Source organism: Reyranella sp., assembly GCF_050185545.1.
Taxonomy (GTDB): Bacteria; Pseudomonadota; Alphaproteobacteria; order Reyranellales; family Reyranellaceae; genus Reyranella.
In genome coordinates, this window is sequence record NZ_JBFWZI010000194.1 from 1 (window position 1) to 12,886 (window position 12,886).

Here is a 12,886-nt window from a genome sequence, read left to right on the forward strand (position 1 = left end):
CGGCGACTGTCAGCACCCCCGAGATCGCATAGGCCATCTGGTGCCAAGCATGCACGTGCTCGGGAAAACAGTGACGCGCCAGGATGTGCTCCACCCGCACGGTCATGGGTTGGGGTGGCATCAGGCCGGGCGGCGCAGCGATCGTCTCCCATCGCATGGCTCAGGCTCTCCTTTGTCGTCTATTCTACATAGTCTGGCTTTCAGTCGAAAGACGGCCACGCGGGAAGCCGATATGCAGGGACCCATCGAATCTGCAAGTGACGTCGTGCGCTGCGCCAAAAAATCGTCCGCGACTGAAGCGCTCGCCGACAGCCTGCGCATGCCGCGCGGCGCAGGCAGTCGCACCCGCCGCCCACAAACGGAGACCATGTTTCGAGCATGAACCTTCCCGGCTGCACCGCTCGCCGCGCCAGAAGCGCGATATGCCTCGGGGAACGTCGCCCGGCTGGCCATCGCGCAGGCGCTGGCCGGCGCGAACTCGACGGTCGTCTACGCCACCGGCGCCATCGTCGGGAACATGCTCGCGCCCGACAAGGCACTCGCCACCCTGCCGATCTCCGTCTTCGTGGTGGGATGGCGGCCTGCACGCTGCCGTTCGGCGCCATCGCACGGCGCCACGGATGCCGCGCCGTCTTCCTGGCCGGGACAGCGTGTGGAGTGCTGGTCGGGTTGCTCTCGGCCCTCGCGGTGGTGCTTGGGTCCGGCACCGCCTCGCGACGCAACCCCGTGGTGAACTGAGATGGCCGTGGCATCGGGAACCGCAGCAGCTGTGCCGGTCGCCATCGTCGGCGCCGGCCTGGCCGGTCTTCATGCGGCGCGCCTGTTGCAGTCGGAAGGGATCGGGTTCTGCCTCCTCGAGGCGCGCGACCGGCTGGGCGGGCGTATTCTGACCGTCGACGCCAACGGGCGACTCTCGGCCGATGGCTTCGATCTTGGGCCATCGTGGTTCTGGCCCGACCTGCATCCGGCCATGGCTGCCACCGTGGCGGCGTTGGGCCTCGCCGCCTTTCCGCAGCACGATGAAGGAGACGTGCTGGTCGAGCGCCTGCCGGGCAGGCCGCCGCAGCGCTATCAGGGTTTCCGTCAGGAGCCTCGCTCCATGCGCCTCGCGGGTGGCACCGGCGCGCTGGTGCAGGCCTTGACCGCAGGTTTGCCCGAAGGCTGCGTCCGGCTTGCAGCGCCCGTGACGCGCCTCTCTCTGGAGGATCGGTGCACCGAGCTCACGATCCGCACGGCCGATGGCGGCGAGGATGTGGTGGCGGCCGACCAGGTGGTCATCGCGCTGCCGCCGCGGCTGATCGAGGCCACGATCGCCTTCGCGCCCGTCCTTTCGCCTGACACGCGGCGGCGCTGGCGCGGCACGGCGACCTGGATGGCCCCGCACGCGAAGTTCGTCGCGCTCTACGATTGGCCCTTCTGGCGCGAGGCGGGGTTGTCGGGGATGGCACAGAGTACGGTGGGGCCGCTGGCGGAGATCCACGACGCGACGACGGCTTCCGGCGCCGCCGCCTTGTTTGGCTTCCTGGGCATCGGGCCCGATCAGCGCGCCGCGGCGGGCACCGCCGCCCTGACGCGCGCCTGTCTCGATCAGCTCGCGCGCCTCTTCGGCGCCGCGGCGGGCCATGCCAGCGCGACCTTGTTGATGGACTGGACGGCCGATCCGTTGACGGCGACTGCGAACGATCGGCTCGGCGGCGCGCATCCCCTGCCGCAGCCCGGCCCCTGGGTCACCGGCCCGTGGCGGGACCGCCTGTCGCTGGCCGGCAGCGAGACCAGCGTGATTGCGCCGGGCTACCTGGCCGGTGCGATGGATGCCGCGCAAAGGGCGGTCGCGGAAACGCTCGGACGGTTGCGCCACGCAGCGTCCAGGAGCCTCGCCGGAGGAAGATGGAAAGGAGACTGACTTGATCACCGAGATAATCACGTTCGGCATCCCGGAGGGGATGACACGGGAAGAGGTCGTGGCGAACTACCGCCGGAGCGCGCCGGGCTGGCGGGCCAATTCCGACCTGATCCGCAAGAACTACCTGTACGACGCTGGGACCCGTCGTGCGGGCGGCGTCTATCTGTGGCGCACCATGGAGGCGGCGCGGCGCGCGCGCGAAGTGGCGTGGCTCGAAAGGGTCCGACGCACCTACGGCAGCGAGCCTGTCGTGCAGTATTTCGACACGCCGCTCGTGGCGGACAATGTCGTGGGCCAGACGATCGACGAGGGCGGCCCCGCCGTCGCGCGCTAACGCTCGCCGCACCGGCAGCAGACCGGCTCCGACAACAGAGCTTCTCAGGCCATGACCACGATGAAGATCACCAGGATTGAAACGTCGGAGATCGGGCACGCCGAACGATGCACGGAAAGAACCGAAGTCAGTCTGGCCTGAGCCGTTGCGCGCTCCCCCGTGCCATATGGCGACCAATCAGGCAGGCGAGACGGAGAAGCTCAGGTCGCAGTGCCGTCGATGTCGTCCGAGGTGGCTCGGCGAAGCGTGAACAGAAAGATCGCCCCTCCGCCGGGGTTCGGTTCGAGCCAGATTTTGCCGCCGTGCGACTCGATGATGGTTCGGCAAATCGACAGGCCCACACCCATGCCTTGCTGCTTGGTGGTCACGAATGGTTGAAAGAGCCTGGCAGCAATTTCCTCGGCTATGCCCGGCCCGCTGTCGGCCACGGTAACCAGGACAAGATCTTCGTCGGCTGGTGCTGTGGAGATGACGAGCTCTTTCCGATCGGAGGCCTGCATCGCCTCCATGGCATTGCGTAGCAGGTTGGCCAGCACCTGCTGAACCTGGACCTTGTCCACCATGACGAGATCGATCCCTGGATCGAGCGTAACGGTGACCAGCACACCTGCGTCCCTGGCGCCAAGTAGCGCCAATGCCGCACTGTCCTCCACGAGCTTCGTGATGCGCTCGGTCCGAAACTCGGTCTCGCGGCGCTCCATGAAGCCGCGCAAGCGTCGAACGATGTGGCTCGCTCGCAGGGCCTGTTCGCTCGCCTTGCCTACTGCGTATCGCACGTGTTGGGAGGTCTCGTCGGACTTGCCGCTCAACAGGCGCTGGGATCCACTCAAGAAGTTGGCGATCGCCGTCAGCGGCTGGTTGAGCTCGTGCGCCAGGGCAGACGCCATGTGGCCGATCGTATTCAGTCGCGCGACATGAGCGAGTTCCTCTTGTAGATCGCGCAAATCGGCCTCGGCCCGCTTACTGTCGGTAACGTCCTGTGCGGTGCAGCTGATCTTGGTCACGACTTCGTCGGGCGCGCGGCTCGCCTCGCCTTCGACGCTCACGATGCGAGAGCTGCCGTCCGGATGCTGTATGCGACATTCGATGGTCCCGGGGTCCGATCCGGCCGCGAGCTGCGCCAGCCAGGCATCGTAACCAGCACGATCGTCACCATGAACATGATCGGCAATCCCGCCTGAGCTCGGGGCATGCCCCTCGTCCGCCAGCCCGCATATCCGGTACATCTCCTTCGACCAGAAGTGCCTGCCGGTTTTCAGGTCGAGTTCCCAGCTTCCGATACCCGCGATGTGTTGAGCGCGGTTGAGACGTTCCTCGGCCTCACGATGGGCAGCGGTCCGCTCGGCCACTCGCCGCTCGAGCTCCTCGTTTGCTCGACGCAGACGCCCGATCATCTCGAACCACCCGAGATGCGCCATCTCGAGCGGGGCGGCCGCCTGTGTCAGGAACTCGTTGGCCTTGATCAGACGCCGCCGGATATCGACCACATCAAACGAGCCTTCGAGCAGCGACGTCAAAGCCGCCTGATGCATTGCAAGCAGGTCGACCAGGCCATGCTGCTCGTCGAGTATGGTTCTGCCGAGCTCGAAGGCCGCCATCAGCGCGGCCTCGTCGGCGTCGGATCCGGCATAGGCAAGGAGCGCGCGCTCGTAGCGAGCCGGAAGTGATGTGCGGTCCTCTGCCGGCGTGTTCATCGCGCCTCGAGCTCACCATTGGTCTTTGCGGCCTGGCCTTTCCAGCGGCCGACCAGGACCAATGCGTCGTCGGTCACCTTGCCGTGCCGCGCCAGGATGCGCTCGGCCAGGTCCTGCACTGGTGCGTCGAATGTTGCTTCGGTGTGAAATCCATCGCGCAGCCCGTCGGTGGCCATGATGAGGAGATCGCCGGGGCAGAGCGGCAAGGTCGCGGTACGAAGCGGCGGCAGGCGGGCGCCGACGACGCCGTTTCGTGTGAGAACGTGCTCATGTTCCGATGTCCGTCTGGCACCAGCACGGAGCAGGACACCGGCGACATTTCCGATCGAAAGCCACGTCATCGTCGCAGCACGCCACTCGAGTAACGCGATGCACAGCGCTACGCCCCGCGTCTTGATCAGCGCCTCGTGACATGATTTCACGAGAGGCAGGAGCGGCAGATGGGCCTGGGCGGCAAGGGTTCGAACTGCCAGCTTCGACGCCAGGGCGGCCTCGTAACCGTGGCCAAGCCCGTCGGCGACCGCGACCAGCATTCCCCCCGAATGCGGAATGACGGCGTGCAGGTCACCGGATTCCCTCTCGCCCGCCAAGGGCCTTCCCGCAACGCCGTACTCGATTGCCGTGGGGAGGGACGCCGGCATGCTCATCTCGATCGCTCCCATTTCGTCATGGTGATCGAGGTGCCCTTGCCGACCTCGGAGACGATCTCGAATTCATCCATCAATCGCTTCGAGCCGGGCAGCCCCAGCCCCAACCCGCGCGAGGTGGAATAGCCGTCCTGCATGGCACGCTCCACGTCGGCAATGCCGGGACCCTTGTCGCGGGCGATCACGAGCAGCCCGCGCCGTTGTCCCCCCTGCACGAGCCGAAGAACGATCTCGCCCGTTCCGGCATAGGTCACGATGTTGCGTGCTACTTCCGATATCACGGTGGCGATCAGCGTCAGCTCGCCACCCGTGAATCGCAACTCCGAAGCCAGATGGCGCGCTCTCTGGCGTGCCAGGAGGACGTCCGTTTCCGCTCGGATCGGCACCACGTGATCGAGCCCGGCTGATCCTGGAAGGCTGGGTCCATTAACCATCGTCAACCGCTCTTTGGCCGTCCCGTGTCTCCAGCACCGAGAAACCGTCCTCCAGATCGAGAGCCGTCGCCGTGCCCTCGAGGGTAAGTCCCAGCTGCACCATCGAGAAGGCGACGTCGGGCTGGATGCCGACCACGACGCATTGGGCCCCCAGGAGCTTGACCATCTGGGCAATGCCGCGCAGCGTCCGCACGGCGAAGGAGTCCATCACGTCCAGCGACGCTACGTCGATGAGCACGCCGGTCGAACGGTGTCGCCGCACACCGGAGGCCAGGTCCTCGCGCAGCTGCATCAGGTCGGAATCGCTCATGGACTCCCGAATTGATGCGATCAGAACCTTGTTCTGTTTGAGGATCGAGGCTCGCATGTCGGCGTTCCTCAACTGGCGCTGTCGGCTTTCTCGCGCCCTCTCGTCACAGTATAGCCGAGCAACCCTTCGGCTCGCTCGATGGCGCTTTGCAGATCGCCCACCGTGATGACACGCCCGAGATCGATGCCGAGCGTCACCATCGTCTGGGCGATCTGCGGCGACACGCCGGCCAAGATAGCCGTCGCGCCCATGAGCCGCGCGGCTTCGACAGTCTGGATCATGTGATTGGCGACCTTGGAGTCGACCGCTTGCACGCCCGTGATGTCGATTATGATCACCTTTGCGCGGTTGTCGCGGACCGCATTCAGCAGTTGCTCCGTCAGCAGCCGCGCTCGCACCGAGTCGATGAGACCGATGATCGGCACAAGCAGCATTCCTTCGCGGAATGGCAGCACCGGCGTCGGCAGTTCCTGAAAGGCTTCCTGCTGCTCGTGTATCGTACGCTCGCGTGAAGAGATATAGGTGTCGATCGCCAGTCCCATGTCCAGAAAGGTGAGCTTCGTGAGCGACAGGAACGCCGACCAGGCACGCTGGGGCTCTTTCGGAAAAGCCTCCATCAGCCGGCTGGCGACGGCGCGCAGATAGTAGTTGTACATGCCGAGATAGGCCTTGACGGGCAGGTTGACCCGTTCGTGGATGGCGCCGATCGCCAATCGGTTCTGCGCGTAGGCGAGGTCATAATTTCCCTGGGTCAGCCGCAGAAAGTACTCCTGCTGCGCCTTCTTCACGCGCTGGAGGATCTCGGGATCCTTGAAGAACATGCGCGTGTCCTCGAACGACAGGAGATGCCCATAGAAATCCTCGATGACCGAGCCGGCGTACTGCTTGGCGAGATCGTTGATGCCGGTCAGATTGGCGATATCGTCGTTGCGGAACTCCAGGAAGTCCTTGCGCTGAAGCAGTTCCTGCTCGGTGAAGTTCATGCTCGCGACGTCGGCTGCCACTTCCTTCTGCTGCTCCATGAGCTCAACTCCCCCTGCTCTCGCTGGAACGGGTGAACGGCTCCGCAGCGGTGACCCGACCAACCAGTGCCTGCAATGTTCACCAATGGGAAACTATAGTCGGAGGCAGGTGCGCGTCCAATGGCATCCAACGGAGACTTGATCTGGGTCAAGGCGGCCAGCGGCTGGCGCGATCACCCTTTCCCGGCTGCCGCCTTGCGCGGCGCCTCGACAAAGGGGGTAAGGGTCATGACGACGCTTCAGGATCTCCGGCGAACGATCTCTCGCTATGTCGACGGCGGGCGCAAGCGCCGGCAGCTGAGACGCGAGCTCGCACAGCTCGCGGCGATGGGATCGCTCGATGCCGTTCTGTCCGATGTCGGCCTCGCGCGCTCGCAGGTCGAGCCTCTGATCGCGGGATGTACTGGCTCCCGTGAGCTCATGGACCAGATGCTCGCCCGGCTCGGCATCGATCCGGCGCAGCTGCCGATCGAGGTCCTGCGCGACATGACGTGGACCTGCACGACCTGCCCGGACAAGCGCAAATGCCGCGTCTGGCTGGCCGAGGCCGAGGGAACGGACTTCCACAGCTTCTGTCCGAATGCCGCGCAGCTCGACCAAGCCTTGCAGAATCAGCATCAGGTCGGTGCCTGACGGCGGCGTGGTGGATGCCGCCAGGGGAGTGACCCGATGGTCTTGATCGAAGCCAGGGAGCCTGTGGTTCGACCGGACGCCGCCCGGGCGTTCGGCGGCCGCCTGCGCGCGCGCATCGTCAACCTCGAAACCTCGGTTCAGCGTCTCGAGCTGCTCGAGAAGGCGGTCCATCGGATCGGCATCCAGGGCTGGAACGGCCCGATGGCCGGCGTCCTCGCGCGCGAGGCCGAGGAGACCTGCCTGGCCTGCACCCACGTGCCCGAATGCCGCCGCTGGCTGAACGGCGCCTCTCCGCCGGATGCCTATCGCGCCTTCTGCCCGAACGAGGCTCTGTTCGCGCTGATGGCGCAGCCGGCAGCCGTAGCCTTGCGCGCTCCATCGGACGGCACGGGCCTGCGGAAGGACCGATTGACGCGGCGCGCCGCGGCAGCCCTGTCTTCGCTTTGTCACCGCACGGCGCCGCAAGGCCGCCACCCGAACGGCGATACGTTCTATCCGAGCGCCGATGACCTCAAGCGACTCCGTGCCGAGAACCTGCGGCGCGAGGTCCGCGCGTTGATCGATGGGGCGTTCTGAGCCTGAGTCTATGCCCCACAAGCGTTAACTCGACTTTACCAAAAACCTCACCCTCAGGAGCGGCCCGGAGGGCCGCGTCTCGATTCGGGCGAAGTAACCTTCGACCTTTGCTCGGCAACAAATCGGGTGCTGCGACACCGTTGACCCGGCCAAAGTTGAGTTAGCGCCTATGGGTCTAAGCCTCTGCCATCCCGGCCGCGATGCGGCATTGCCTCGCCGTCTGCGTCGACGATCTCTTGGGCGCGCCTGATGACGCTGCAATCCCGGTTGCCGCCGCTGCGCCCCGCCTTCAAGCTCGCCACCGGCGCGACCGGTTTACATCGCATCCACGCACTGAGGCCGGGCGCGCGTCGACGGCGAGACCTGGAGGCTGTCCAGGGGCGTGCCGTCGAGCGAGAGTGACGATAGTCTGACCTGGCTGCCCGAGGAATCGCACCGATGCCGAACCACGCGCCCAACCTGCCGCCCGACAAGCAGCGCGCGATGCTGCACCAGATGCTGACGATCCGCCGCTTCGAGGAGCGCGCCTCGACGGACTACCTCGCCGGCAAGATCCACGGTGTCGTACATTGCTACATCGGCGAGGAAGCCGTGGCGGTCGGCGTCTGCAGCGCGCTCGAGCGCAGCGACCGAATCATCTCGACGCATCGCGGTCATGGCCATTGCATCGCCAAGGGCGCCGACCTGAAGCGCATGGAGGCCGAGCTCTACGGCCGGCAGGCGGGCTACTGCAAGGGCAAGGGCGGCTCCATGCACATCGCCGATTTCGACATCGGCATGCTGGGCGCCAACGGCATCGTCGCTGGCGGGATCTCGATCGTCACCGGGGCCGGCCTCGCCGCCAAGATGGAGGGCAATCGCGGCGTGGCCGTCTCCTTCTTCGGCGACGGGGCGTCGAACGCCGGCCCGTTCCACGAATGCCTCAACATCGCGGCGACGTGGAAGCTGCCCATGATCTACGTTTGCGAGAACAATCTCTATGCGGCGCAGACACCGGCCGCGGCGACGCATGCCCAGAGCGACGTGGCGTCGCGCGCGGCGGGCTACGGTATCCCGGGCGTCGTGGTCGACGGCAACGACATCTTCGCGGTCTACCAGGCCGCGCACGCCGCGGTGGAGCGGGCGCGCTCGGGGGCGGGCCCGAGCCTGATCGAATGCAAGACCTATCGCTGGCGCGGCCACACCGAGCGCCGCGGCTGGCCCGACCCGCGCGACCCGGCGGAAATCGAAGCCTGGAAGCAGCGGGACCCGATCGAGCTGCTCGAACGACGGCTGCGGGACCAGGGCGAGCTCGACGATGCCGGCCGGCAGGCGATCGAGGCCGAGGTGATGCGCGCGCTCGACGAAGCCGTGGCCTTTGCCGAGGCGAGTCCCCTGCCGTTGCCCGAGCAGGCGACCGACGACGTGTTTGCAGCCTGACGCGAGGACCGGACGATGCGAGAGCTCACCTACAGCCAGGCTGCCGTCGAGGCTGTCGCCGAAGAGATGCGGCGCGATCCCAAGATCTTCTACATGACGACCGACGCGATCGCGCCGCTCCTCAAGGAGTTCGGCCCGGAGCGCATGCGGGCGACCCCGATCGCGGAGGCGGCAATGACCGGCATGGCGATCGGCGCGGCGGGCTGCGGATGGCGCCCGATCGTCGATTGGCGGCAGGTGACGTTCTGCTTCGTCGCCATGGACCAGATCGTCAACCAGGCGGCCAAGATTCATTACATGTTCGGTGGCCAGGCGACCTTTCCGATCCTCTATCGGGCCGCGGTGGGCGGCGGCACGCAGCTCGCCGCGCAGCATTCCCAGTCGCCCCATTCGATGTTCATGAATGTGGCGGGCCTCAAGATGTTCCTGCCGTCGACGCCCTACGACCTCAAGGGGCTGATCAAGACGGCGATCCGCGACAACAATCCGGTCATCTCGTTCGAATCGAACCGGTTGATGGCGCTCAAGGGGCCGGTGCCGGAGGAGGACTACACGATCCCGTTCGGCCGGGCGGATATCAAGCGAACGGGTAGCGACGTGACGATCGTCGCCCTGGCCTGGCTGGTGCACGAGTCGCTGGCGGCGGCCGAGGAACTCGCCAGGGAGGGCATCTCGGTCGAGGTCGTCGATCCGCGCACCCTGGTGCCGCTGGACGCGGCGACGATCCGCAGCTCGGTGCAGAAGACCGGACGGCTCGTCATCGCCGACGAGGGAGGGCCCACGGCCGGCTTCTCGGCCGAGATCGCCGCGCTGGCCACCGAGGATGCGGCAACGTTCGCGAGCCTCAAGGCGCCGGTGAAGCGCGTCTGCGCCCTGCAGGTGCCGATCCCCTACAGCCCCGTGCTCGAGAGCCATGTCTTCCCGGACCGCAACCGCATCATTGCCGGCGTCCACGAGGTCCTGCGGGGGCGGGGAACGGCCCGGGCTGCCTAGATGTCCGAGCCAGCGCCCATCCTTGTCGCCGACAGCATCACCCGGGTCGGACCCGACGCTGCCGGCGCGGTGATCGTCAACGCCTCGCATGGCGGCGTCTATGCCGCCTATCTCGCGGCGAAGCTCGGCGCTGCGGCGGCGATCTTCAATGACGCCGGCGTCGGGCGCGATCACGCGGGGATCGGCGGCCTCGCCTACCTGCAGGACCTCGGCATCGCGGCCGCCACCGTGGGCCACGATACGGCGCGGATCGGCGATGGCACGGACATGATGGCAGGCGGTGTCATCAGCCATGCGAACGGCCTCGCCGCGTCGCTGGGCGTGCGCGCCGGCCAATCGTGTCGCGACGCGGCCGCCCGTCTGCAACAGGCGCCGCGGACGAAGCGCACGCCGCCGGAGGCGCTCGAAGCCGCCTTTCTGCTGATCGCGGAGGCGCCGCCGGTCTGGGCGCTCGATTCAGCCTCGCTGGTCCTGGCCGAGCACAAGAACGCCATCGTCATCACCGGCTCGCACGGCGGGTTGCTGGGCGGCAGGCCCGAGACCGCACTCAAGTACGACGTGCTGGGCGCGCTCTACAACGACGCCGGGGTGGGCAAGGACGACGCCGGCGTCTCGCGACTGCCGGCGCTCGACGCGCGCGGCATCGCCGCCGCCACCGTTTCCGCATCGAGCGCCCGCATCGGCGACGCGCGCTCGACCTACGAGGACGGCATCGTCAGCCGCATCAACGCTCGCGCCCGCGCACTTGGCCTCAGTGAAGGAGTGGCCGCCCGCGACTTCGTCGCCGGATTGCGCCGCACGCTCGCCCGTTAAAGGAGGAACCATGACCGAACTCGCGAAGAACCGCCCGTCGGGCACGATGAATGGCGGGCGCGCGCTCGCCGAGATGCTGCGTCTGGCCGGCGCCGGCCCGATGTTCGGCATGGGCGGTTTCCAGCTCCTGCCGTTCTACGACGCCATCGGCCTGGTGGGCTTGCGCCATAACCTGATCAACGACGAGCGCTGCGGTGCGTTCGCCGCCGACGCCTACGCGCGCGTCACCAACCGCCCCGGCATCTGCGACGGCACGCTGGGCCCCGGTGCGACCAACCTGGTCACCGGGCTCATCGAATCGCTGAACGGCGGGATTCCGATCATCGCCATCACCGGCGACACCAATCGCAATCATTCCTGGAAGAACATGACCCAGGAGTGCCGGCAGGTCGAAATCCTGCGACCGGCGGTCAAGGAGCTGATCCGGGTCGAGGTGACCAGCCGCATCCCCGAGCTGGTGCGGCGTGCCTACGCCGTGGCGACGTCGGGACGGCCGGGCCCGGTGCTGCTCGACGTGCCGGAAGATGTCTGCCATGGCACGCACGATTTCGCGGCCGAGGACTTCGTCATCGATGCGGCGACGCTCAGGGCGCCGGCCCGCCGCGTCCGGCCCGACCGCAGCGAGACCGAGCGGGCGGCGCGGCTGATCGCGACGGCAAAGCGGCCAATGCTGCTGGTCGGCGGCGGCATCCATCTCTCCGAGGCGTGGGACGCGCTCACCAGGTTCGCCGAGGCGCAGTCGATTCCGGTGGCCCACACGATGAGCGGCAAGGGCGGCATTGCGTGCGCCAACCCACTCAATACCGGCCTGTTCGGTCGCTACTCGCGCATCGCCAACGACCTGATCGAGGCGTCGGATTGCCTGATCGTCGTCGGCTGCAAGCTGGGCGAGATCGCGACCAAGCGCTTCGCGCTGCCGCCGGCGCACATTCCCCTCATCCATGTCGACGTCGTCGCCGAGGAGATCGGCCGCTGCGTGCCGGCCGAGATCGCCCTGTGGGCCGATGCGCGCGCTGCGCTCGAGGATCTTGCCGAGGCGCTTTCGGATCGCAGCAAGGCGGCGCGTGGCGCGCGCGCCGATTACGTTGGCGAGATCGTTCCGCGCATGAAGACATGGGAGGACGGGGCCGCGGCGCGCCTCGACTCGCGCGACCGGCCGGTCCACATGGCGCGGCTTTGTCGCGAGCTCAACAGGACCCTGCCGGCCGACTCGATCCTCGTCGCCGATGGCGGGTTCGCCGGCCATTGGACCGGCCTGCTCTACGACACCAAGAAGGCCGGCCGTCACTACGTTCCCGATCGCGGCTTCGCCTCGATCGGCTATGGCCTGCCGGGCGGCATTGGCGCATCCCTTGCGGCGCCGGACCGCCCGGTCGTGGCGATCAGCGGCGACGGCGGGTTCAACATGACCCTGGGCGACCTCGAGACGGCCCGCCGCCTCGGCTGCGGCTTGACGGTGATCGTCGTCAACAACGCCGCGTCGGGCTACGTCAAGGCCTTGCAGCACGCGATGATGGGCGGGCGTTACCAGTCGGCCGATCTCGTCGAGATGGATTACGCCGCGATCGCCCGCACCATGGGCTGCGGCGGCATTCGCGTCGAGGATCCCGAGGCGCTGGCGCCGGCGCTGCGCCAGGGCATGGAAGAGCGCGACCGGCCGACCGTCATCGACGTCGTCGTCACCCGTGACCCGGCCCAGATGCTCCCCGCCGTCGACAACCGGACGGTCCAGATCAAGCAGGGCGATCGGGTTGCCTGACGCAGTTTTCTGACTTTAGTCTCTCCCTAAGTCTCACGGGCAGCACGGAGATTCCGACAAAGACCGATCGATGAGAGTTGGCATATTCGCTCGCGGCAGCAGGGGATGAACATGCTATTTCCACGGCGCACCTGGGCGACACGCGTCGTCGGGAAGATGAGCTTACCCACAAAGTCGAAGGAGGCGACGGCGCTCATCGATTTGCTCGTGTGGGCCTCTAAGGAGGACACTCAGATGATGAAGGGTGTCGCCGGGTTCTCGTTGCCACCTGGAGAACTGATCGTCATGTGGGCCTGTGCGATGCACCGAAACCAAAGCGCTATCCAAAGGTTCGCGGAAAAGGCGAACC

General features: G+C 66.9%; 13 protein-coding genes and 1 pseudogene. 9 read left to right on the forward strand and 5 right to left on the reverse strand.

Going from position 1 to position 12,886, the window contains the following annotated elements:
- Positions 1-445: 445 nt before the first annotated feature.
- The 3 genes and pseudogenes from AB7O82_RS31875 to AB7O82_RS31885 all read left to right on the forward strand — a co-directional run.
- Positions 446-702, forward strand: a pseudogene (locus tag AB7O82_RS31875) (MFS transporter); the annotation flags it as partial.
- A 43-nt stretch (positions 703-745) separates the two neighbouring features.
- The gene (locus tag AB7O82_RS31880) at positions 746-1,903 is read left to right on the forward strand and encodes a flavin monoamine oxidase family protein (RefSeq protein WP_428621130.1); all 1,158 of its coding nucleotides are present in this window, start codon (positions 746-748) and stop codon (positions 1,901-1,903) included.
- Between the two features lies 1 nt (position 1,904).
- A complete protein-coding gene (locus tag AB7O82_RS31885) occupies positions 1,905-2,237 on the forward strand; it encodes a monooxygenase (protein WP_428621131.1) in 333 nt (110 codons plus the stop codon).
- 200 nt (positions 2,238-2,437) lie between these two features.
- Here the strand turns inward: AB7O82_RS31885 and AB7O82_RS31890 are convergent, their stop codons facing one another.
- From AB7O82_RS31890 to AB7O82_RS31910, 5 genes are read right to left on the reverse strand one after another with little or no spacing between them, the layout of a single operon-like run.
- On the reverse strand, positions 2,438-3,931 hold the full coding sequence (locus AB7O82_RS31890; protein WP_428555317.1) for an ATP-binding protein: 1,494 nt from the start codon (positions 3,929-3,931) through the stop codon (positions 2,438-2,440).
- Positions 3,928-4,578 (reverse strand): PP2C family serine/threonine-protein phosphatase, encoded by a 651-nt coding sequence (locus AB7O82_RS31895; RefSeq protein WP_428555320.1) that lies wholly within the window; start codon positions 4,576-4,578, stop codon positions 3,928-3,930. The genes AB7O82_RS31890 and AB7O82_RS31895 overlap by 4 nt, the downstream gene beginning before the upstream one ends.
- Complete coding sequence (locus AB7O82_RS31900; protein WP_428555323.1) at positions 4,575-5,012, reverse strand: anti-sigma regulatory factor; 438 nt, start codon at positions 5,010-5,012, stop codon at positions 4,575-4,577. Before AB7O82_RS31900 ends, AB7O82_RS31895 begins: the two co-directional genes overlap by 4 nt.
- Positions 5,005-5,379, reverse strand: a complete 375-nt coding sequence (locus tag AB7O82_RS31905; protein ID WP_428555325.1) for an STAS domain-containing protein — start codon at positions 5,377-5,379, stop codon at positions 5,005-5,007. The genes AB7O82_RS31900 and AB7O82_RS31905 overlap by 8 nt, the downstream gene beginning before the upstream one ends.
- An 11-nt stretch (positions 5,380-5,390) precedes the next feature.
- The gene (locus AB7O82_RS31910; protein ID WP_428555328.1) at positions 5,391-6,344 is read right to left on the reverse strand and encodes a protoglobin domain-containing protein; all 954 of its coding nucleotides are present in this window, start codon (positions 6,342-6,344) and stop codon (positions 5,391-5,393) included.
- A gap of 120 nt (positions 6,345-6,464) precedes the next feature.
- Here AB7O82_RS31910 and AB7O82_RS31915 point away from each other — a divergent pair, with 120 nt between their 5' ends.
- The 6 genes from AB7O82_RS31915 (at position 6,465) to AB7O82_RS31940 (ending at position 12,537) form a co-directional block, all read left to right on the forward strand.
- Positions 6,465-6,977, forward strand: coding sequence for a DUF6455 family protein (locus tag AB7O82_RS31915; RefSeq protein WP_428555331.1), 513 nt, complete (start codon positions 6,465-6,467; stop codon positions 6,975-6,977).
- Between the two features lie 36 nt (positions 6,978-7,013).
- Positions 7,014-7,553, forward strand: a complete 540-nt coding sequence (locus AB7O82_RS31920; RefSeq protein WP_428621133.1) for a DUF6455 family protein — start codon at positions 7,014-7,016, stop codon at positions 7,551-7,553.
- 438 nt (positions 7,554-7,991) lie between these two features.
- On the forward strand, positions 7,992-8,972 hold the full coding sequence (locus AB7O82_RS31925; protein WP_428621135.1) for a thiamine pyrophosphate-dependent dehydrogenase E1 component subunit alpha: 981 nt from the start codon (positions 7,992-7,994) through the stop codon (positions 8,970-8,972).
- Between the two features lie 15 nt (positions 8,973-8,987).
- Positions 8,988-9,965: an alpha-ketoacid dehydrogenase subunit beta gene (locus tag AB7O82_RS31930; protein ID WP_428550863.1), complete on the forward strand. Its 978-nt coding sequence runs from the start codon at positions 8,988-8,990 to the stop codon at positions 9,963-9,965.
- Positions 9,966-10,778 carry a hypothetical protein gene (locus AB7O82_RS31935; protein WP_428550866.1) on the forward strand — a complete coding sequence of 271 codons (813 nt, stop codon included), beginning with the start codon at positions 9,966-9,968 and terminating at the stop codon, positions 10,776-10,778. It abuts the gene before it with no gap.
- 10 nt (positions 10,779-10,788) lie between these two features.
- Complete coding sequence (locus AB7O82_RS31940; RefSeq protein ID WP_428550869.1) at positions 10,789-12,537, forward strand: thiamine pyrophosphate-binding protein; 1,749 nt, start codon at positions 10,789-10,791, stop codon at positions 12,535-12,537.
- Positions 12,538-12,886: the final 349 nt, after the last annotated feature.

Coding starts and splice junctions, on each gene's coding strand:
- AB7O82_RS31890 (WP_428555317.1), bottom strand. CDS start 3,931: ATGAACACGCCGGCAGAGGACCGCACATCACTTCCGGCTCGCTACGAG.
- AB7O82_RS31895 (WP_428555320.1), bottom strand. CDS start 4,578: ATGAGCATGCCGGCGTCCCTCCCCACGGCAATCGAGTACGGCGTTGCG.
- AB7O82_RS31900 (WP_428555323.1), bottom strand. CDS start 5,012: ATGGTTAATGGACCCAGCCTTCCAGGATCAGCCGGGCTCGATCACGTG.
- AB7O82_RS31905 (WP_428555325.1), bottom strand. CDS start 5,379: ATGCGAGCCTCGATCCTCAAACAGAACAAGGTTCTGATCGCATCAATT.
- AB7O82_RS31910 (WP_428555328.1), bottom strand. CDS start 6,344: ATGGAGCAGCAGAAGGAAGTGGCAGCCGACGTCGCGAGCATGAACTTC.
- AB7O82_RS31915 (WP_428555331.1), top strand. CDS start 6,465: ATGGCATCCAACGGAGACTTGATCTGGGTCAAGGCGGCCAGCGGCTGG.
- AB7O82_RS31920 (WP_428621133.1), top strand. CDS start 7,014: ATGGTCTTGATCGAAGCCAGGGAGCCTGTGGTTCGACCGGACGCCGCC.
- AB7O82_RS31925 (WP_428621135.1), top strand. CDS start 7,992: ATGCCGAACCACGCGCCCAACCTGCCGCCCGACAAGCAGCGCGCGATG.
- AB7O82_RS31930 (WP_428550863.1), top strand. CDS start 8,988: ATGCGAGAGCTCACCTACAGCCAGGCTGCCGTCGAGGCTGTCGCCGAA.
- AB7O82_RS31935 (WP_428550866.1), top strand. CDS start 9,966: ATGTCCGAGCCAGCGCCCATCCTTGTCGCCGACAGCATCACCCGGGTC.
- AB7O82_RS31940 (WP_428550869.1), top strand. CDS start 10,789: ATGACCGAACTCGCGAAGAACCGCCCGTCGGGCACGATGAATGGCGGG.